The 21,316-nt window shown below is 58.8% G+C and carries 18 protein-coding genes; 12 read left to right on the top strand and 6 right to left on the bottom strand.

Translation table 11 applies throughout. From position 1 onward, the window contains the following. The first annotated feature begins 40 nt into the window (after positions 1-40). The 5 genes from ACIPY9_RS03820 (at position 41) to ntrC (ending at position 4,481) form a co-directional block, all read left to right on the top strand. Positions 41-463 carry a cupin domain-containing protein gene (locus ACIPY9_RS03820; protein ID WP_400697134.1) on the top strand — a complete coding sequence of 141 codons (423 nt, stop codon included), beginning with the start codon at positions 41-43 and terminating at the stop codon, positions 461-463. 45 nt (positions 464-508) lie between these two features. Next, entirely contained in the window at positions 509-1,036 is a 528-nt protein-coding gene (locus tag ACIPY9_RS03825; protein WP_400697135.1) for a DUF4124 domain-containing protein, read from the top strand. 1 nt (position 1,037) lies between these two features. Then, positions 1,038-1,658 carry a DUF4124 domain-containing protein gene (locus ACIPY9_RS03830; protein ID WP_400697136.1) on the top strand — a complete coding sequence of 207 codons (621 nt, stop codon included), beginning with the start codon at positions 1,038-1,040 and terminating at the stop codon, positions 1,656-1,658. A gap of 304 nt (positions 1,659-1,962) precedes the next feature. Beyond that, entirely contained in the window at positions 1,963-3,048 is a 1,086-nt protein-coding gene (glnL, locus tag ACIPY9_RS03835) for a nitrogen regulation protein NR(II) (RefSeq protein ID WP_400697137.1), read from the top strand. Continuing rightward, complete coding sequence (ntrC, locus tag ACIPY9_RS03840) at positions 3,045-4,481, top strand: nitrogen regulation protein NR(I) (protein WP_400697138.1); 1,437 nt, start codon at positions 3,045-3,047, stop codon at positions 4,479-4,481. Before glnL ends, ntrC begins: the two co-directional genes overlap by 4 nt. Before the next feature lie 59 nt (positions 4,482-4,540). Here ntrC and mgrA read toward each other — a convergent pair whose 3' ends face one another. The 4 genes from mgrA to ACIPY9_RS03860 form a co-directional block, all read right to left on the bottom strand. Continuing rightward, a complete protein-coding gene (mgrA, locus tag ACIPY9_RS03845; RefSeq protein ID WP_400697139.1) occupies positions 4,541-5,578 on the bottom strand; it encodes an L-glyceraldehyde 3-phosphate reductase in 1,038 nt (345 codons plus the stop codon). A 48-nt stretch (positions 5,579-5,626) separates the two neighbouring features. Continuing rightward, complete coding sequence (locus ACIPY9_RS03850) at positions 5,627-6,562, bottom strand: sulfonate ABC transporter substrate-binding protein (protein WP_400697141.1); 936 nt, start codon at positions 6,560-6,562, stop codon at positions 5,627-5,629. A gap of 121 nt (positions 6,563-6,683) precedes the next feature. Further along, positions 6,684-8,012 carry an LLM class flavin-dependent oxidoreductase gene (locus ACIPY9_RS03855; protein WP_400697143.1) on the bottom strand — a complete coding sequence of 443 codons (1,329 nt, stop codon included), beginning with the start codon at positions 8,010-8,012 and terminating at the stop codon, positions 6,684-6,686. A 45-nt stretch (positions 8,013-8,057) separates the two neighbouring features. Next, positions 8,058-10,325, bottom strand: coding sequence for a TonB-dependent receptor (locus ACIPY9_RS03860; RefSeq protein WP_400697145.1), 2,268 nt, complete (start codon positions 10,323-10,325; stop codon positions 8,058-8,060). Between the two features lie 217 nt (positions 10,326-10,542). Here ACIPY9_RS03860 and ACIPY9_RS03865 point away from each other — a divergent pair, with 217 nt between their 5' ends. Next, complete coding sequence (locus tag ACIPY9_RS03865; RefSeq protein ID WP_400697146.1) at positions 10,543-11,589, top strand: LacI family DNA-binding transcriptional regulator; 1,047 nt, start codon at positions 10,543-10,545, stop codon at positions 11,587-11,589. 63 nt (positions 11,590-11,652) lie between these two features. Here the strand turns inward: ACIPY9_RS03865 and betT are convergent, their stop codons facing one another. Together betT and epsC are read right to left on the bottom strand one after the other, a co-directional pair. Beyond that, positions 11,653-13,608, bottom strand: coding sequence for a choline transporter BetT (betT, locus tag ACIPY9_RS03870; RefSeq protein ID WP_400697415.1), 1,956 nt, complete (start codon positions 13,606-13,608; stop codon positions 11,653-11,655). A gap of 290 nt (positions 13,609-13,898) precedes the next feature. Beyond that, on the bottom strand, positions 13,899-14,852 hold the full coding sequence (gene epsC, locus ACIPY9_RS03875) for a serine O-acetyltransferase EpsC (RefSeq protein WP_400697148.1): 954 nt from the start codon (positions 14,850-14,852) through the stop codon (positions 13,899-13,901). A 197-nt stretch (positions 14,853-15,049) separates the two neighbouring features. On the opposite strand from epsC, the gene ACIPY9_RS03880 reads away from it, so the two are divergent. The 6 genes from ACIPY9_RS03880 (at position 15,050) to ACIPY9_RS03905 (ending at position 21,301) form a co-directional block, all read left to right on the top strand. Then, positions 15,050-16,048 carry a D-cysteine desulfhydrase gene (locus tag ACIPY9_RS03880; RefSeq protein WP_400697149.1) on the top strand — a complete coding sequence of 333 codons (999 nt, stop codon included), beginning with the start codon at positions 15,050-15,052 and terminating at the stop codon, positions 16,046-16,048. A 161-nt stretch (positions 16,049-16,209) separates the two neighbouring features. Further along, complete coding sequence (gene tcyJ, locus ACIPY9_RS03885) at positions 16,210-17,007, top strand: cystine ABC transporter substrate-binding protein (protein WP_400697151.1); 798 nt, start codon at positions 16,210-16,212, stop codon at positions 17,005-17,007. Further along, positions 17,004-17,672, top strand: a complete 669-nt coding sequence (tcyL, locus tag ACIPY9_RS03890; RefSeq protein WP_400697153.1) for a cystine ABC transporter permease — start codon at positions 17,004-17,006, stop codon at positions 17,670-17,672. Before tcyJ ends, tcyL begins: the two co-directional genes overlap by 4 nt. A 3-nt stretch (positions 17,673-17,675) precedes the next feature. Next, the gene (gene tcyN / locus ACIPY9_RS03895) at positions 17,676-18,419 is read left to right on the top strand and encodes an L-cystine ABC transporter ATP-binding protein TcyN (RefSeq protein WP_400697155.1); all 744 of its coding nucleotides are present in this window, start codon (positions 17,676-17,678) and stop codon (positions 18,417-18,419) included. Positions 18,420-18,986: 567 nt separating this feature from the next. Next, positions 18,987-19,715 carry a hypothetical protein gene (locus ACIPY9_RS03900; protein WP_400697157.1) on the top strand — a complete coding sequence of 243 codons (729 nt, stop codon included), beginning with the start codon at positions 18,987-18,989 and terminating at the stop codon, positions 19,713-19,715. A gap of 296 nt (positions 19,716-20,011) precedes the next feature. Continuing rightward, on the top strand, positions 20,012-21,301 hold the full coding sequence (locus ACIPY9_RS03905) for an SfnB family sulfur acquisition oxidoreductase (RefSeq protein WP_400697159.1): 1,290 nt from the start codon (positions 20,012-20,014) through the stop codon (positions 21,299-21,301). Positions 21,302-21,316: the final 15 nt, after the last annotated feature.

A 21,316-nucleotide genomic window follows, 5' to 3' on the forward strand; every position in this document is an offset into this window, starting at 1 on the left:
TTTCGCATTGAAGCCGATGCTTCGCAAAATCGAGGTCTCCATGAACATCATTTCCCTGTTACTCGCCACCTGCCTTTTATCCAGCCATGTCGCCTTCGCCGACAGCCCCATGGAGAACAAGGGACAACCCACATCACAGATCCTGCTTCAGTCCACTCAGTCATGGGACGGGACGTCCTACAGGGCCTACCCGAAGGGCCAGCCGGAATTGAGCATCCTCAAGATCACTATCCCGGCGAACACCACACTCAAATGGCATAAACACCCGATTCCCAACGCGGCCTATGTGCTTTCCGGCGAACTGAAGGTACAGGCCAAGAAAGGGGGCAAATCCATTCGCCTCAAAGCAGGTGACACGCTGGCCGAAATGGTGGATATCATTCACCGCGGCGCGACCGGGGACTCTCCGGTCGAACTGGTTGTGTTCTATGCTGGAGCCGTTGGAACACCGTTATCTCAATAAAGTGGCAGCCGCCTTCCCTGCCTTTATCCCGTCACTGGAGCCTTCATGCGCCTTTGCCTTATCTGCCTGCTGCTGTTTACAACATGGCCAGTGGCTGCGCAGATCTACAAATACACCGACGCCAACGGCAATACGGCTTACAGCAACCAGCCTCCGGACGGGACAAAGGCCGAGGCCGTTGTGCTGCCACCGCTCAACAGTGTCGAGACGTTACAGGCACCCAAGAATACCGCTCCCGTCCCTCAGGAACGGCAGCTCAACCTGCCTCAGGCAATCGCCTACCCGACACTGGAACTGACCGACCTGCCAACCGACGAAGCATTACGGGCCAACAACGGCACCTTTACTGTCGGCGTCAGGATTCAACCTCGCCTGCAACAACCCCATCAATTGCAATTACTGGTCGATGGAAACCCTTACGGGCAACCGTCCAATGTACCCCGCCTTCAGGTCGTGAACATCGATCGCGGCGAGCACAGCTTTGCCGTTGTGGTGAAAGACGGGGAGCGCATCATCCAGCAAAGCCCGACCATCACCCTGACGGTACAACGCGTCCATATCGGAAGACCTTGAGATGCAAGTCGTGCGCTGCCTGCTGGCATGCCTGTCATTGATGTCGATCCTGCCCGCCACAGCCGATGTCTATACCTACATCGATGCCAACGGCAATCGGGTGTTTACCGATCAGCCCCACAAGAATGCCAAGCGCGTGGAGATTCCACCCAGCAACAACATGACGGGTTCTCCCCCCACCCGAACCGTCAGCCCCCCAAAGCCCAAGGTCAAAGCGATCTTTCATTATCAATTGCTCCGGATTCTGGCGCCCGAGCCGGATACGGCCGTACGCAGCCAAAGTGGCGACATGATCGTGACCGTCACCAGCGAACCCGCCCTGCAACCCGGCCATAACTATCGCCTGCTGCTGGATGGGCAGGTCGTGGGCCAGCCTGGACGCAGCCCGGTATTTTCGCTGAGCAATATCGACAGGGGCACGCATCAGCTGTCGGTAGAAATCTTCGACGAGCTTGGCCGCGTGCTGGAAAAAACGCCCAACCAGCCCTTCCACATGCTGCGTATCTCGCTGGCACAAAAACGCGCCGCCAACCCCTGCAAGCTGAATGAATACGGCGTACGTCCCGAATGTCCGCTCAAAGACAAACCAGAAGAAGAAAGCAGCATCCTGCCTTTCTTTTAAGCAAACAAACGCTCCCCCTCCATAAAGCACCTTAATGGTGCATCATGTGATCTACCACGCATCAGGACAGCCCAATCTGGTTCAAAAAGGGCTGTCAGGCGGCGCTTTATGTGAGCACCGATCCAAAAGAGGCCCGATTTTGCGAATCAAACGCTTCTTTTCGGAGCCTTGGTTTGGTTCTTGCAACTTCGCTGGCACAGCACCCTATTAAGCACCGCATCAGTGGCTTTGCTCATGCTGGCCAGAACCGGTCAGCGTCTGTACCTCCGCAATTGCAATGTGCCAAAAGAGGTCAACAAGATTCATGACTATCAGCGACGCGCTGCACCGTTTGTTACTGGACAACCTGACCACTGCCACCATTCTGCTCAACGCCGACCTGCGCCTTGAGTACATGAACCCGGCAGCTGAAATGCTGCTGGCCATCAGCGGTCAGCGCAGCCATGGACAATTCATCAGCGAGCTGTTCACCGAGTCCGCCGAAGCACTGAGTTCGCTTCGTCAGGCCGTAGAACAGGCCCATCCGTTTACCAAGCGCGAAGCCATGCTCACCGCGTTGACCGGCCAGACGCTGACCGTCGACTACGCGGTCACCCCGATTCTCAACAAGGGCGTCACCCTGTTGCTGCTGGAAGTTCATCCTCGCGATCGCCTGTTGCGTATCACCAAGGAAGAAGCCCAGTTGTCCAAGCAGGAAACCACCAAGATGCTGGTGCGTGGCCTGGCTCACGAAATCAAGAACCCGCTGGGCGGTATCCGTGGAGCAGCACAGTTGCTGTCCCGCGAACTGCCGGAAGAAAGCCTCAAGGACTACACCAACGTCATCATTGAAGAGGCCGACCGCCTGCGTAATCTGGTGGACCGGATGCTGGGTTCCAACAAGCTGCCCTCGCTGGCCATGACCAATGTGCATGAAGTGCTCGAGCGGGTGTGCAGTCTGGTGGAAGCCGAAAGTCAGGGATGCATCACCTTGGTGCGCGACTATGATCCAAGTATTCCCGACGTCTTGATCGACCGTGAACAAATGATCCAGGCCGTACTCAATATCGTGCGTAACGCCATGCAGGCCATCAGTGGCAAGAACGAGCTGCGCCTGGGGCGAATCACCCTGCGTACTCGCGCCATGCGCCAGTTCACCATCGGGCACATTCGGCACCGTCTGGTGAGCAAGATCGAAATCATCGACAACGGCCCCGGTATTCCGGCCGAACTTCAGGAAACCATTTTCTATCCCATGGTCAGTGGCCGCCCGGATGGTACGGGGCTCGGTCTTGCCATCACCCAGAACATCATTAGCCAGCACCAGGGGCTGATCGAGTGTGAAAGCCATCCCGGCCACACCACCTTCTCGATCTTCCTGCCGTTGGAACAAGGAGCAGCGTCGACATGAGCCGTAGTGAAACTGTCTGGATCGTAGATGACGATCGTTCCATCCGCTGGGTACTGGAAAAGGCCTTGCAACAGGAAGGCATGACCACGCAGAGCTTCGACAGCGCGGACGGTGTGATGAGCCGCCTGGCACGTCAGCAACCGGACGTGATCATCTCCGATATCCGCATGCCGGGAGCCAGTGGCCTCGACCTGCTGGCGCGAATCCGCGAGCAACACCCGCGCCTGCCGGTCATCATCATGACCGCTCATTCGGACCTGGACAGCGCCGTGGCCTCTTACCAGGGGGGAGCCTTCGAGTACCTGCCCAAGCCGTTCGATGTCGACGAAGCCGTTTCGCTGGTCAAGCGCGCCAATCAGCACGCCCAGGAACAGCAGGGCCTGGACGTCGCCCCGACCTTGACCCGCACTCCGGAAATCATTGGCGAAGCGCCAGCGATGCAGGAAGTGTTTCGCGCCATCGGGCGTCTGAGCCATTCCAACATCACCGTGTTGATCAATGGTGAATCCGGTACGGGTAAAGAGCTGGTCGCCCATGCATTGCATCGTCACAGCCCGCGCTCGGCTTCGCCGTTCATTGCCCTGAACATGGCTGCGATTCCAAAGGATCTGATGGAGTCGGAACTGTTTGGCCATGAGAAAGGTGCGTTCACCGGTGCGGCCAACCTGCGTCGCGGCCGCTTCGAGCAGGCCGATGGCGGCACGCTGTTCCTCGATGAAATCGGTGACATGCCGGCCGATACCCAGACCCGCCTGTTGCGCGTCCTGGCTGATGGCGAATTCTATCGGGTCGGTGGCCACACACCGGTCAAGGTCGACGTGCGCATCATCGCCGCGACGCACCAGAACCTGGAAACCCTGGTACAGGCCGGCAAGTTCCGCGAAGACTTGTTCCACCGCCTGAACGTGATCCGCATCCACATTCCTCGCCTGTCGGATCGTCGCGAAGACATTCCGACCCTGGCCAAACACTTCCTGAGCCGCGCCGCCCAGGAACTGGCAGTCGAGCCCAAACTGCTCAAGGCTGAAACCGAAGAGTACCTCAAGCACCTGCCATGGCCTGGCAACGTTCGCCAACTGGAGAACACCTGCCGCTGGATCACGGTCATGGCTTCGGGTCGTGAAGTGCATATCAGCGATTTGCCGCCCGAACTACTGAGCCTGCCGCAAGACGCCGCACCGGTCACCAACTGGGAGCAGGCATTGCGTCAGTGGGCCGATCAGGCCTTGTCCCGCGGTCAGTCGAGCCTGCTGGACAGCGCCGTACCGACATTCGAGCGCATCATGATCGAAACCGCCCTCAAGCACACCGCCGGACGCCGTCGCGACGCGGCTGTTCTGCTGGGCTGGGGCCGCAACACCTTGACCCGCAAGATCAAGGAGTTGGGCATGAAGGTCGATGGCGGGGATGATGACGAGGGGGATGAAGCCTAAAGCCCCCCCGTAGGAGCGAATTCATTCGCGAAAAAATCCATTCGCGAATGAATTCGCTCCTACGTGGCCAATGATGGCTTTTCCCAGAGATTGATCCCGCCTTCCACGGCAAAACGATCGATCTCGGCCAGTTCCTCACGGCTGAACTCAAGGTTCTTCAGCGCACCGACGTTCTCGATGATCTGCTCAGGGCGACTCGCACCGATCAGCGCAGAGGTCACGCGCGGGTCGCGCAGCGTCCAGGCCAGTGCCATCTGCGCCAGGCTCTGTCCACGACGTTTGGCAATCTCGTTGAGCGCCCGCACATGGGCGATGTTCTGTTCGGATAAATGCGAAGCCTGCAACGAGCCGCCACCTGGACGGTTGACCCGCGCATCCTGCGGTACGCCATTGAGGTACTTGTCCGACAGCAGCCCCTGAGCCAGAGCCGTAAAGGCAATCACACCAGCCCCCAGCTCTTCGGTGGTGTCGAGCAGGTCTTTCTCGACCCAGCGGTTGAGCAGGTTATAGGCAGGCTGATGGATCAACAGCGGCACCTTCCACTCTTTCAGCAGCGCCGCGATTTCCCGGGTTTTCGAGCCGGAATAGGACGAGATACCGATGTACAACGCCTTGCCCTGCTGCACGGCCGTTGCCAGCGCACCAGCGGTTTCCTCCAGAGGCGTGTCCGGGTCGAAGCGGTGGGAATAGAAGATATCCACATAATCGAGGCCCAGGCGTTGCAAACTCTGGTCGAGACTGGCCAGCACGTACTTTCGTGATCCGCCGCCCTGACCGTAAGGCCCTGGCCACATGTCCCAACCCGCCTTGGTGGAAATGATCAGTTCATCGCGATACGGCTTGAAGTCTTCACGCAGCAAACGCCCGAAGTTGATTTCGGCGCTGCCATAGGGCGGACCATAGTTGTTGGCCAGGTCGAAATGGTTGATGCCCAGATCGAATGCCGTGTGCAACATGGCGCGCTGAGTATCGATGGGGGTGCTGTCACCGAAGTTGTGCCATAGCCCCAGCGACAGGGCTGGCAAGACCAGACCGTTGCGGCCCGTGCGGCGATAGGGCATGTCGTGGTAACGGTTTTCGGCAGCAATATAGGTCATTGAGTCCTCTCTTGTGGGGTATTCGGTCATTCGCGAATGGATTCGTCGTTACTCGCGATGCCAGACAGCCTGCTGTACATCGACCCGCCTGGGCACCAGTCGGTTCTCGTAGAACAGATCGGCGGTGGCCTGTTGGGCACGGATGATTTCCGGCGTAATCGGCAGGCTCGGTGATTCAGGCCGATGATCGATGTACTGGCCGATCACGGCTTCAGGCAGGCCCATGCTGCGCGAAAGAATCTCGATACTCTCGGCCCGACGGGTGCGGGTCAGCACGTCGGCAGCACTCAACTCATTCAAGACCTGCTGGACAAAATCGCCATTGCGCTCGGCATAGGCACGACGCGCCGTGTAGATCGGCCCGGACAAACCAAGCCCTTCACCATTGGCCAATACGTGGCTATGACCTTCATTCAAGGCGATGGAGTAATAAGGGTCCCAGATGGCCCAGGCATCGACACTACCATTTTCAAAAGCGGCCCGCGCATCGGCCGGGGTCAGATAAACCGGCTGAATATCCTTGAATCCCAGACCGGCCTTGTTCAAGGCTCGCAGCACCAGGTTGTGTGCGCTGGACCCCTTCTGCAGCGCGACCTTGCGGCCCTTGAGATCCGCCACGCTCTTGAGCGGGCTGTCATTGCGCACCAGAATGGTCTCAGCCTGAGGCTTGGCCGGCTCGGCACCGATGTAAACCAGATCCGCACCCGCGACCTGAGCGAAGATCGGCGGGATATCCCCGGTCGAGGCAATGTCCAGGCTGCCGATATTCAAGGCCTCGAGCATCTGCGGCCCGGCAGGAAATTCGATCCACTTGACCTGGGTGTTTGCGAATCGCTTCTCCAGCAAACCGTGCTCCTTGGCCAGCACCAGTGTGATGGAGCCTTTCTGATAACCGATGCGCAGCGTGTCCGGTTCCTGGGCCGTGGCGGTATTGAGGACGCCACACAGGCTCAGGGCCGCGGCAATGAACGCCAGTGGTTTCATGGATATATTCCTTGTGAATGTCCGTAGGAGCGAATTCATTCGCGAAAGACCCGGGAAGCTGAAGAAGCTCCATTGCCTTTAATAACGTCTCGCGAATGAATTCGCTCCTACAGGCCAGTGATCATTCAAATCGGTTCGACGGCCTTTGCAGCCCCAGGTTTTCCCGCAGGGTCGAGCCTTCGTATTCGGTACGAAACAAACCACGACGCTGCAACTCAGGCACCAGCAGGCGAGCGACATCTTCCAGACCACCCGGCAGATGCGGCACCAGCACGTTGAAACCGTCGGCTGCGCCTTGCTCGAACCAGGCTTGCAGTTCATCGGCAATCTGCGCGGGCGTACCGATCAGGCTGTAGTGCCCTCGCCCACCGGCAATACGGCGACCCAGTTGCGCCAGATTCAGGTTTTCCTTGTCGGCCAGTTCGGTCAGCAACTGTTGTCGGCTGCGCTGGCCGCTGTCGGTCAACGGTAACTCCGGCAACGGCCCATCCAGCGGATAGCCCGACAGGTCGAAATTGCCCAGCATGCGGCCCAGCAGCGCCACGCCCACCTGCGGGTCGACCAGATACTGGAACGACTCGAATTTCGCCTGCGCCTCGGCCTCGGTTTCCGCGACGACGATGAACACGCCCGGCATGATTTTCAGCGAATCGGTGCTGCGTCCATACGCCTTCAACCGCCCCTTGAGGTCGGCATAAAACGCCTGGGCGCTGGCCAGAGAGGTTTGCGCCGTGAACACCACTTCCGCCGTTTGCGCCGCCAGGTCCCGACCCACTTCGGAGGATCCCGCCTGCACCACCACAGGTTGGCCCTGGGGAGAGCGTGCCACGTTCAGCGGGCCTTTGACGTTGAAGTGTTCTCCATGATGATCCAGTACATGCAGCCTGGCAGGGTCGTAATACTCACCACTGGCCTTGTCACGGATAAAAGCGTCGTCCGCCCAACTGTCCCAAAGGCCGGTCACCACCTGATGAAACTCACGCGCCCGGCTGTAACGCTCGGCGTGCCCCACATGCTCGTCACGACCAAAGTTCTGCGCTTCGGCAGCAGCATCGGAAGTCACCAGGTTCCAGCCGACCCGCCCGCCGGATAAATGATCCAGCGAGGCGAACTTGCGGGCGACGTGGTAAGGCTCGTTATAAGTGGTGGTCGCCGTGGCGATCAGGCCAATGTTCTCGGTCACGGCACTCAGGGCCGACAACAGCGTCAACGGCTCGAAATGATCGGAGCGCGCCATATGGCTGGCGATATCGCCCGTGGGCGCCGCCACACTGTCGGCCACGAACAACGCATCGAACTTCGCCGCCTGCGCCACCTTGGCCAGATGCTTGTAATGCTTGAAATCCAGCCCGGCATTGGCCGGTACATCCGGGTGACGCCAGGCCGCGACATGATGCCCGGTGGCCATTAGAAACGCGCCCAGTTTCAACTGACGAGCAGATTTGCTCATAACCAACTCCTTACCGATTCATTGAGGGTTGTCGCACGCAACGGCTCAAAAATCCTTACGCAACTGCACACCGAAATAACGCTCGTCATCACGCGGCACCGAGCGGTAGATATAGTTGCCGCCCGTGGCCAGCATCGGTGAATACGATTTGTCGGCCAGGTTCTTGCCCAGCAGGGCTACACGCCAGCCTGCGTTGTAATCCGCCAAGGCTACACTCGCGTTCCAGATGCCATACGCGCCCTGCTTGGTGTCGGCGTTCTGGCTGATGTCGTACTGGACTTCGCTTTGCCAGCTGTAATCGGTGCCCAGCTCGATATCCAGGCCGTTTTCCAGCGGGATGGTGTAATCGGCGCGAACGTAGCTTTTCCAGTCCGGGCTATAAGGCAGGGTTTTGCCATCGACATTGCAGGATGCCGCCGCACCGGCCGGGCAGGCGAAGCTGTCGATGCGGGCCTGGGTATACGCCAGAGCACCCGAGATTTTCAGGTTGGTAGTGGCCTGCAATGCATAGTCGAGCTCGACACCTTCGGACTTGACGCTGCCGGCGTTGATCAGGCGCGTCACCACTTGCCCGGCCACGCTGTCGAAGAAGTTCGCCTGGTAGTTGTCGTATTCGCTGTGGAACACAGCCAGGTTGGTGGTCAGGCGGTTATTCCAGGCGTTGGCCTTGATACCGACTTCCCAGGTATTGGACGTTTCCGGTTTGAGCGCATCGGTATCGCGCGGCTGCATGTTGAAGAACACGTTATAGGCCGGGCCTTTGTAGCCTCGCGAGTAGGTGACATACGTGGTCACGTCATCATTGAGGTCGTACTGCAAACCGAGCCGACCGGATTTTCCATCCTCGTCCACAGAGCCGGAGCTGCTGGTGCCCGGCTGAATGCCGCTGACTGTAGTGGCCGAAGTGGACACGCGACGGTGATCGTATTCCAGCCTGTCGTGGGTCCAGCGCAGACCGGCGATAGCCCGGAAGTCCGGCGTGAAGTTGAAGGTGGTTTCGCCAAATACCGAATAGCTTTCGCTGGTGGTGCTGTAGTCGGCAATGCCGCGATCCTGTGTCGTGGTCGTGATCAAGGTGCGCTGATAGGTTTCATCGCTCTTGCCATGCATGTAGAACAGGCCGCCGACATACTCCAGGAATTCGCCCTTCGGTGAGGCCAGGCGCAGCTCCTGCGAATACTGGTTGTATTCCAGCTCGCCCTTGTCCTCGGTGCCAGGGAACGCAGCGGTGATGGTCCCGAGTCGATCGCCGTCCTGATACTGAGTGTTGTCCCAGCCACGCCAGGCGGTGATGGACGTCAGGGTGTAGTCGCCCAGCTTCCAGTCCAGCTGGCCGGACAGCCCTTTGTTGATGTCATCGACATGGCTGCGGTAATCGCTGACCACATCGCGGTTATCGCTGTCGGCTCGCACCGGCGACAAGGCATTGCTGAAAGCGGGTGTCAGCGACTTGCTGACCACACCGTTGGGCGCGTCGTCATGGGACTCCATGTAATCGGCGGCCAGGGTGAAGGTGATGTCATCGTTCGGGGTGAATTCCAGCTTGCCCCGAGCGCCCTTGCGGTTGTAGCCGTTGACTTCATGGCCGTTGAGTTTGTTGTCGACGTTGCCGTCGTAACTGCCGAACAGGGTCGTGATCGAGCCCTTGAGGGTCTGCGGAATCAGGCTGCCGCCAATGCCGAAACGCGTGCGGCTTTCGTTACCGCTGAAATACGACTGGTCGATGTAACCGTGGGTTTCTTCGGTCGGCGCCTTGGTGACGATGTTAAGCACACCGGCCGACGCGTTCTTGCCGAACAGCGTACCTTGCGGCCCGCGCAGGACTTCGATGCGCTCCAGATCCAGCAGGTCCAGCGTCGCCTGCCCCGGACGACCGAGCACGACACCGTCGATGACCGTCGCGACGGTCGGCTCGACGCCCGGCGATGTGGAAATCGTGCCCACACCACGAATGAACAGCGACGTGTCCTTGTTGGAAGCGCCGGTGCGGAAGTTCAGGGTCGGCACCTGCTGCACGATGCTGGCAACACCGTTGCGGTTATCGCGCTCCAGTTGCTCGCCTTCCACGACGGAAACCGCAACCGGTACCTTCTGCAACGACTCTTCGCGGCGCGTGGCTGTCACCGTGACCGCCTTGAGCGTGGGTGCCTCGGCATTCTGCGTCGCCTCGGTTTCAGCCATCGCGGGTGCCAGCGGCAATGCCGCCAGACTCATCAGCAGCAGGCCGCAGCGACGTCCCCGCGCTGTATTCGCCTGGCCGATGGCTTGCGCCAGAAGGTTGTGTTTGACGCGATCCCCAAGTGTTGTGTGCATCTACGTGCCTGCCTGATATGTGCCCTGGTCAGTCAGTGCCCAAACACTGACGTCTGAAAGTGCTGGCTAATCCGGGTCCGGGCATTCGCGGTGGCGAGTAGCAGACAAACCATATTGTTAGCGCTAACATCGCCAGTATCAGTAAACGACACATAGACCGTCCAATACTGAAAAATTACTTTTATATTCTTTTTTCTTTTATACGAAGTGACGGTGCATGGCTGACGAAATCCCTGCGACACGCAAACGCCGAGGCGCAGGCCGCGTGACCATCAATGCCGTGGCCAAGCACGCAGGTGTTTCGGCCATTACCGTGTCGCGTTATTTCAACCAGCCGGATCAGGTTTCCCCCGAGCTGAGCGAGCGCATCGCCGCCGCCGTCAATGAACTGGGCTATGTCCCCAATCTGGTGGCCGGGGGCCTGGCTTCGGCGCGCAGCCGTGTCGTGGCCATGGTGATGCCCAACATCTCCGGCCCGATCTTCGCCAACACCATTCAGGGTTTCAGTGACACCTTGAGCAAACACGGCTTCCAGCTATTACTGGCGTCCAGTTACTTTTCCACCGAGCAGGAAGAAAGCGCAGTACGGGCGTTTCTGGGCTGGTCCCCGGCGGCCCTGGTACTGACCAGCCGTTTTCACAGTGCCGCGACCGAGAAGATGATCGAGCAGGCCGATATCCCGGTGATCGAGACCTGGGACCACCAACCTGAACGCAGCCCGATCCAGATCGGTTTTTCCCATTACGAGGTGGGCGTCACCGCCACCCGCTACCTGCACGGCAAGGGCTATCGACGCATCGCCTTCGTACAGAACAGCATGGCGGGCGACTTCAGCGCACTGGAACGCCGTGACGGCTACATCGACACGCTTGAGTCATTCGGCCTGAAACCCTGGGTGTTCGTCCCGGATGAAGGACTGGCCCCTTTCGAGGCAGGCAAACAGGCGATGGACAGGCTCATGAGCAACCCTGCCCGCCCCGACGCCATTTTCTTCGCCAACGACAACCTCGCCGCCGGCGGATTGCTCGCCAGCCAGCGGGCGGGCCTGCAGATACCGGAAGACTGCGCCGTCATGGGCTTCGGCGATTACGCCTTCGCACAAATGATGATGCCCAGCCTCACGACCATCAAACCGCCTGCCCTGGAGATCGGTGTTCTGGCCGCGCAGCGGGTACTGGAGAGTCTGGGCGTGTTGCCTGTAGAAGGTGAAATCCAGCGGCTGAACCTGCTCGATTGCAGCCTGGTGGAGCGGGAAAGTACCTGACCTATCGTTGTAGGAGCGAATTCATTCGCGAATGTTCGCGAATGAATTCGCTCCTACAGGACCCTATCGAACCAAATGCAAGAACTGCATATGCCGTTCGTACTGGTCCAGGATGTCGTTGATCACCTGCTCCTTGGTGTAACCCACCAGGTCGTAATCCTGACTGCCTTCGCTCAAGTGAACTTCCGCACGATAGTAACGACGGTTGTTCAACTGCTTGGAGCCCATGCCGCCACGGGCGAACGAGGGGGTGAAGAAGCCTTTCATCTGCACCTGATAAATGAACGGCCTCTCTTCGCCATGGCCGATCTCCAGGCTGACGGAGTCGTTTGAAGGGTCGGGTTGTGTGTCGACGCTCAGGCCTTTTTCGACGAATACCGCCGTCACCTCTTCAATGGCCGGGCGTACCGTCTGGTCGAGGAAGCGATACACCTCATCCCGCGACGGGTAATGCACAGCCTGGCTCAAGCGCTGACGCCAGCCTCCGCGCCGCGCCCCGGACGCCGGAGCCAGGGAGTAGGTCTGGGCGATCTGGCGCTGGCTCTCCAGGAAGAACGCCTTGTGCAGTCCCCACATCATCAACAGCAGAATCATCGAGAACGGCAGCGAGGTCAGCACGACCGCCGATTTCAACGCATCGATACTGCCGGAAAACAGCAACCCGCTGGTAATCACCGCCGTGGCCACACCCCAGAACACCCGCAGCCATTTCGGACCGTCTTCATCCGGACCCCCGCCCTTGGCCGACAAGGTGGACAGCACCACCGTGCCCGAATCCGCCGAGGTGACGAAGAACACGAAACTGATGAACACCGTCACCGCAATGACCGTCTTGCTCCAGGGGTAAGTCTCCAGCAGCAGATACAGGGTCATCGACGGATCGTCGATAGCCGACTGCCCCAGTGCCGTCATGCCGTGGTTGAGCACTTGTTCGATGGCGCTGTTGCCGAAGATCGACATCCAGGCGAGGGTGAAACCCAGCGGAATCAGCAGTACACCGAAGACAAATTCGCGGATGGTCCGGCCACGGGAAATACGTGCGATGAACAACCCCACAAAAGGCGCCCATGCAATCCACCAGGCCCAATAGAACACGGTCCAGCCGCCCAGCCAGCCATTGGGCTCGTTATAGGCGTAGACGTCGAAACTCTTGGTCGGCAGCGAGCCCAGGTAATCGCCGATGTTCTGCACCAGGGTATTGAGCAGGTGCTGGGTAGGACCGGCGAACAAGACGAACAGCAACAGGGCGCAGGCCAGCAGCATGTTGATGTCGGACATGACCCGCACGCCTTTGTCGACACCCGAAACTGCCACCAGAATCGCCGCCCCCATCATCAGGGTAATCAGCCCGACCTGAATCCATTGGGTATGGGATACACCGAACAGGTAATCCAGCCCCGAATTCAGGTGCAAGACGCCGAACCCCATATCGGCACCCAGGCCAAAAATGGTCGCGATGATGCCGAAACCATCGACGGCATAGCCAATAGGGCCGTTGATGCGCTTGCCGATCAGCGGGTACAACGCCGAGCGCAAGGCCAGCGGCAGGTTGTGCCGGTAGGCGAAGTACGCCAGCGCCATGCCGACGAAGGCAAATACGCCCCAGCCATGCAGGCCCCAGTGCAGGAACAGCAACTGCATGGCCTGGCGCGCAGCGTCAGGGGTTCCGCTCTCGCCTTGCGGCGGTTGCAACATGTGGGTCAGAGGTTCGGAGACACAGAAGAAGAACAGCGTAATGCTGATCCCGGCCGCGAACAGCATGCCGGCCCATGACAGATAACTGAATTCGGGCTCGTCGTGGTCGGCACCGAGCTTGATCTTGCCGTAGCCGGACAAGGCGGTGACCACCACGAAGACCAGATACAGCGTCATGGCCAGCATGTAGTACCAGCCGACCGTATTGGCCGCCCAGTTCTGTGCTGCCAACAGCCATTCGCCGCTGGCTTGTGGAAAGGCAATGACGGTAACGCCAAAGATCAGAATGATGCTCGCGGCAAAATAGAACACCGGCGCATTCATGCGGACCTGGCCACTGGATGGGGAAATGGACGTATTCATGAACGATACGCCCCGCTATTCAGATAAGGGACTCCAGAAAAAAAGGACAACAAGGGTTGGGCTCCTGATGTGAGCGGGCAGAAAACTACCTGCAAAAAACAAATCGCATACAGGTGAATGCGGGCTCAGACGAGGGTATGACGCAGGGGGCGCAGGATCGTTCCCCATCCACTGTCGCGAATAAATTCGCTCCTGCACTGTAGGAGCGAATTCATTCGCGAAGCCTTCCCGGATGAATCCGGTCCTGGAAATTACTTCTGTGTGCCGTCGTCCTGTTGCAACAGGTTGGCCTGGGTCAGGTTGCAGCCGGCCGGGACGCTGCGGGTCAGCCAGACGTTGCCGCCGATGGTCGAGCCCTTGCCGATGGTGATGCGGCCCAGAATGGTCGCACCGGCATAAATCACTACATCGTCCTCGACGATCGGGTGGCGTGCATGGCCCTTCTGCAACTGGCCATCTTCATCCGCCGGGAAGCGTTTGGCACCCAGCGTCACCGCTTGATAGATCCTCACCCGCTCGCCGATGATGGCCGTTTCACCAATCACCACACCGGTGCCGTGATCGATGAAGAAGCTCGGCCCGATCTGCGCCCCGGGGTGAATGTCGATGCCGGTGGCCGAATGAGCGATTTCCGAGCTGATACGCGCCAGCAAGGGCAGACCGGCCCGATACAGGTGATGCGCCAGCCGGTGATGGATCACCGCAAGCACGCCCGGATAGCACAGCAGAACCTCGTCGACACTGCGCGCCGCCGGGTCGCCGTGATAGGCCGCCAGTACGTCGGTATCGAGCAGCAGGCGAATGCCCGGCAAGGCCGTGGCGAAATCCTGGATCAGCTCCAGCGCCCGCTCGTCGATGCCATGGGTTTCACCGCCCTGCTGATGTGCGACATAACGCAATTCCAGACGAGCCTGCGCCAGCAGCGCATTGAGGGCCACGTCCAGCGTGTGCCCGACGTAGAAGTCCTCGCTTTCCTCACGCAGATCCACCGGTCCCAGACGCATCGGGAACAAGGCTCCACTCAGGGCTTCAAGAATGTCACGCATGGCTGCCCGGGAAGGCAGCTCCCGTCCACCATGCTCACCGCTCACCCGCCTGTTGCGAGTACGCCAGTCTTCACGCGCTGCGCGCAACTGGCTGACGATCCGCTGCAACTGCCAGTGGCTGGAACGGCCTGCGGCAGGTGCTTCTGGAATATCGCTCACGCTGAACTCTCCTTGATTCAAAGAAGGCAAACCGATGACGGCGGCCGTTGCGGCCTCCACTCTACGGCAAACATTTGTGTGGAAAAAATAACAATTTGCGTAGGGCTTTACTTCGGAAGACATAAAACATCGCAGGTTGCCGTGAAGGAAACGTCTGCATATAGTCCAGCAATTCTCTTCCAGGCTTAGCGACCACGATGATCAAAGAACAACTGGCACGTTTCGAGCGCCTTGAGCTGATCGAGGCTCCCACCCCGCTGGAGAAACTCGAGCGCCTGTCAGCCTGGGCAGGCCGTGACATCTATATCAAACGCGATGACACCACGACGCTGGCGCTGGGTGGCAACAAGGTGCGCAAACTGGAATACCTGGCCGCCGATGCACTGGCTCAGGGTGCCGACACGCTGATCACCGCCGGTGCCATCCAGTCCAACCATGTCCGTCAGACCGCCGCACTGGCTGCCCGTCTCGGATTGGGCTGCGTCGCACTGCTGGAAAACCCCATCGGCACGGAAGACACCTCTTATCTGCGTAACGGCAACCGCCTGCTGCTGGAGCTGTTCGATGCCAGAGTCGAGCTGGTGGAAAACCTCGATAACGCCGATGAACAACTGCAGGCGCTTGCCACCCGCCTTCAAGCCAATGGCAAGAAGCCTTATCTCGTCCCCATCGGGGGCTCCAGTGCCGTCGGTGCGCTGGGTTATGTGCGTGCGGGCCTGGAACTGGCCGGGCAAATCAAACAGACCGGTCTTGATTTTGCCGCCGTGGTGCTGGCCTCCGGCAGCGCTGGCACCCACAGCGGCCTGGCGTTGGCGCTGGCTGAGCAGTTGCCTGAATTGCCTGTCGTCGGTGTGACCGTCTCGCGCAGCGAAGACGCACAGCGCCCCAAGGTCCAGAGCCTGGCCGAACGTACGGCCGAATTGCTTGATGTTGCACTCCCGCCAGCGTTCAACGTGCAGTTGTGGGACGAATATTTCGCGCCACGCTATGGCGAGCCGAACGCCGGTACGCTGTCGGCCATCAAACTCGTGGCCAGCCAGGAAGGGCTGCTGCTGGATCCGGTCTACACCGGCAAGGCCATGGCGGGCCTGCTGGACGGTATCGGCCGTCAGCGTTTCAACGACGGTCCGCTGGTCTTTTTACACACCGGCGGTGCACCGGCGTTGTTTGCTTATCCGGATGTGTTCTATAGCTAAGGGGACATGGTTTTTGCCATATACCCGAAAAAGCACTGAAGATATTTTTTAGTTCTTTTTATTTATAAAAGGCGCGCTTTATAGTCGCGCCGCCATGGCACCACCCGACGCACCGCGGCGGGTCGGATTGGCCTGGCACTCCACACAAACAAGGGGCTCGCATGAACATTTCCGCTATTCGTCGCACGTTTCTTTTCTCGGCGCTGAGTCTGGTCCTCGGCTCCAGCATTGCGGGGCACGCCATGGCTGGCGAGCAACTGCAAAAGATCAAGGACAGCGGCACTCTCAGCGTAGGCCTTGAGGGGACGTATCCACCGTTCAGTTTTGTGGATGAAAACGGCAAGCTGACCGGCTTCGAGGTCGAGCTGTCCGAAGCACTGGCCAAGGAGCTGGGCGTCAAGGCCAAGGTGCAACCGACCAAATGGGACGGCATCCTGGCCGCACTGGAATCCAAGCGTCTGGATGTGGTGATCAATCAGGTGACCATTTCCGAAGAGCGCAAGAAGAAATACGACTTCTCCCAGCCTTACACCATCTCCGGCCTTCAGGCGCTGACCCAGAAGAAAAACGAAAACACCATCAAGACCGCGCAAGACCTGACCGGAAAGAAAGTCGGCGTAGGTCTGGGCACCAACTATGAGCAATGGGTCAAGGCCAACGTTCCTGGGGCCATCGTCAAAACCTACGACGATGATCCGACCAAATTTCAAGACCTGCGCGTAGGACGTATCGACGCCATTCTGGTCGACCGTCTGGCCGCCCTGGAAATGGTCAACAAGACCAAGAATGCCCTGGCGGCTGCCGGTGCTCCGTTCTCCCGCCAGGAGTCGGGCATAGCGTTGCGTAAAGGCGAGCCCGAGTTGCTGGACGCCCTCAACAAGGCTCTCGACAAACTTCGCGCCGACGGCACGCTGGCCAGACTGTCGCAGAAATACTTCAGCGCTGACGTGACCCAATGATCGAAGAGAGTTTCCAGCTCGCCCTCGACTCCGCGCCTTTTCTGCTCAAAGGCGCGTATTACACCGTCACCCTCAGCCTGGGCGGAATGTTTTTCGGGCTGCTGCTGGGCTTTGGCCTGGCCCTGATGCGCCTGTCGAGCTTCAGGATGCTGAGCTGGACGGCACGTATCTACGTGTCGTTCTTCCGGGGGACGCCGCTGCTCGTGCAACTGTTCATGATCTATTACGGCCTGCCGCAACTGGGCATCGAGCTGGATCCGTTGCCGGCAGCCCTGATCGGCTTTTCGCTGAACATGGGCGCCTATGCCTGTGAGATCCTGCGCGCCGCCATCGGTGCCGTAGAGCGTGGGCAATGGGAAGCCGCGGCCAGTATCGGCATGACCCGCTGGCAGACCATGCGCCGGGCGATCCTGCCACAAGCGGCCCGTACGGCCCTGCCGCCGTTGGGCAACAGTTTCATTTCGCTGGTCAAGGACACGGCCCTGGCGGCCACCATCCAGGTGCCGGAGCTGTTCCGTCAGGCACAGCTGATCACCGCGCGTACCTTTGAAATCTTCACCATGTACCTGGCCGCGGCACTGATCTACTGGGTCCTTGCCTCCGTGCTTTCACACCTGCAGAACCGTCTCGAAGCGAGGGTCAACCGGCATGATCTGGAGTCCTGAAACATGATCGTGGTTGAAAACCTCACCAAGGAATTCAAGGGCCAGCCCGTGCTCAAGGGCATTGACCTGCGCATCGAAGCCGGAGAAGTCGTGGCAATCATCGGCCCCAGCGGCTCGGGGAAAACCACACTGCTGCGCTGTCTGAACCTGCTGGAAACGCCCACCAGCGGAACGATCAAGGTGGGTGATATCCAGATTGATGCCACTCGCCCCCTGAACCAGCAACACGGTCTGATTCGTCAGCTACGTCAGCAGGTCGGTTTTGTGTTCCAGAACTTCAACCTCTTCCCCCATCGCACGGCGCTTGAAAACGTGATCGAAGGGCCGGTGGTGGTCAAGAAGGTCGCACGGGAAAAGGCTGTCGCTCTGGCCAGGCAACTGTTGGCGAAAGTCGGACTGGCCGGCAAGGAAGATGCCTACCCACGTCGTCTGTCCGGCGGGCAGCAGCAGCGGGTCGCCATTGCCAGGGCACTGGCAATGGAACCGGAGGTCATCCTTTTCGACGAGCCCACCTCGGCACTGGACCCGGAACTGGTCGGCGAGGTGCTGGCAGCCATTCGGGCACTGGCCGAAGAAAAGCGCACCCTGGTCATCGTCACCCACGAGATGAGCTTTGCCCGGGACGTCGCCAATCGGGTGATTTTCATCGACAAAGGCGTGATCGTGGAACAAGGGGAAGCCAAGGCCTTGTTCGCCAATCCTCAGGAAGAACGTACGCGGCAATTTCTGGAACGAACCAGAGCCTGATCCTACAGAGCCAACACCCAATAGCAGCGCCTATATGGCGCTGCTGCTGTAGGTATTACATTTCAACAAGAATTGATGAATCAAAATCCTTGTTCGATTACTCCTGCCAGGCAAAGAAAAACATCGAATTACTGGCATAAAACCGGTCAACGTTTCACGCCAATCCTCCTCCTGGTATCCCTCTTCCTCTTGTCAGTGTCGCTGTAGCACCTGTTTTTTTGACGAGGTGCATAACATGGTGTTTTTTTGTTGTAAGACTCCCCTTTTATAAAAAGTAAACAGCTTTGGTTTATCCATGTAGGAATAATCTAATTTTCTACAACACTCAATTTACAATCCATTCGCATATTGACAGTTTCACGCAAAAGCCATTAGCTCATTTCAAACAATAGATTTGCCATCACCAAAAACTTGCAAGCCGCATTTAACGACATTTTGTAATGTTTGCCACAACTCTTAACTTTAAGGTACTTATCACCTCGCACTTTTCAGGTCGTTCAATTACAAAAACATACCGAAACCAAACGATTTGTTACTTGCCCCCCTGATAACCCAGAGTACTCACACATGACCCAGACCCCTTGCAGAAACAACCATCCGAAGCTTCCTCCCCCGTTCATCCCCCAGGCCAGCAGGCATGGTATCGGGGTCAGGATAGCGCCCCAACTCATGGTCGATATTCTTCCCTATGACGATATGGATGAGGGAGACCTGATCGAATTGTTCTGGGACGGTTGCTACGTTGCATCGAAAATCCTTACAACTTCCGATATTGGTCAACGTATTACGTTACGCGTACCGGAAAGTTTCCTGCAAAACGGCAAGGCACGCACTTACTACAGAATGATGAAAGTCGGGGGGACTCCAGTTACATCTTCCTGCCGCAAGATATGGGTCAAGCTGGATGCACCGGGCGGACAATTGCTCAGTCCCAGAGAAGATGAAAACCAGGGCCTGGCTCCCCTGTCCCTGCCCGAGTCGGTCATACGACGTGGCTTGAGTGCCAGACACATGAACAGCGGACTGCCCATGACAATCGAGCCTTACCTGAACATGGCTCCCCATGACGAAATCACCTTGCGTTGGGGCGACCTGCGCATGGACCTTCCCCCTCTGACGATGGAGGATGTTGGAGAGCCCATCGACCTGGTTGTACCGGCCACCTTGATCCGGGAAGCCGGCGGGGAACAGCAACTGGAAGTCACTTATTGCGTCATTGACCGGGTAGGGAACAACTCGCTCTGGGCACCGCCCAGGGAAATAACCATTCGTACCCTTGGCGAAATCACCCAGTGATTCTGAATCCCTTCCACTCATGAGCGCCTGCACCACGTTACCCGGGGACTGTTGTCCGTGTGCAGGCCTTCCAATGCCTCTGGATAGACAGCCCTTTAGCTCCAATAGCCTCGCCGATCCGGACCAGCAAGCGCCACGCCACAAGCCCCTCTGACCGGCAACATTTGCCGTCTATGCTTATTCCAAAAAGCACGTTTTAAAAAAAATAATACAAGATTAGGGTATATAAACCGGACCACCGGACATCGTGACGTTTCTTTGCTGCCGCTTTCGCGGTATCCCGCTACGAGGTTCCGATGGCTTCTTTCACGATTACCCCCGTGGACAACACCAGGGCATTACCCACATCCCCTGTCCGGCACACGTCTGCTCCACAAGAGCACGATGTGGCGCCTTTGCTTCTGCCTGCCAAGGTCTTGCACACTGATGCCCAGGCCATTGCAGCCGCCCGTGAACTGGCAGGTATTGCACGCCTGAATGCCGCCCGACGCGATCAGGGCCGCAAGTTGCCCTGGTCAGAAATTGAACAGTTCACCCGTAACGGCTTAGGCAGCATTTCCATTCCCAAAGCTTACGGCGGCCCACAGGTCTCTTTCGTGACCCTCGCCGAAGTGTTCCGGATCATCTCGGCGGCCGATCCGGCTCTGGGGCAGATCCCGCAGAACCAGTTCGGCATCCTTCATCTGTTGCAGGATTCCGCCAGCGAACAGCAGAAAAGATACCTGTTCCAGAGCGTTCTGGAGGGCTGGCGCATCGGTAATGCCGGACCTGAACGGGGGACGAAAAACACTCTGGAACTCAAGGCCCGCATCACCGCCGACGGCAACCGCTTTGTCATCAATGGCCAGAAGTTCTATTCCACCGGAGCCTTGTTCGCCCACTGGGTCGCGGTCAAGGCGCTCAACGAAGAGGGCCAGCAGGTCATGGCCTTCGTGAAGCGCGGCACACCTGGCCTGCGGATCGTGGATGACTGGTCGGGTTTCGGCCAGCGCACCACGGCAAGCGGTACGGTACTGCTGGATAACGTACCGGTGGACGCCGAGCATGTGGTCGACAACTGGCGCCTGGCGCTGATCCCGAATATCCAGGGCGCGGTGTCCCAACTGATTCAGGCAGCCATCGATGCCGGTATCGCCCGCGAAGCCATCGATGACGCCATCACCTTTGTACGCGAGCGCTCGCGCCCCTGGATCGACGCCAATGTCGAGCGGGCCAGCGACGACCCCTATGTCATCGCCGACATCGGCAAGCTGAAACTCGAGCTGCATGCCGCCGAGGCCCTGTTGCACAAGGCTGCCCGGACACTCGATGAAGTGAGCGCCGTGGCGATCGATGAAGAGTCCGCCGCCCGCGCGTCCATTGCGGTCGCACGGGCCAAAGTGCTGACCACGGAGATCTCCCTGCGCGCCAGTGAAAAGCTGTTCGAGCTGGCAGGCAGCCGCGCCACCCTGGCCGAGTTCAACCTTGACCGGCACTGGCGCAATGCCCGCGTCCACACCCTCCACGACCCGGTGCGCTGGAAATACCACGCTGTTGGCGCCTGGCACCTGAACGGCACCCTGCCCGCACGCCATTCCTGGATTTGAACCAGACCACTGGAG

Origin of the sequence: Pseudomonas sp. NPDC089734 (assembly GCF_044748865.1) — a bacterium.
Taxonomy (GTDB): Bacteria; Pseudomonadota; Gammaproteobacteria; order Pseudomonadales; family Pseudomonadaceae; genus Aquipseudomonas.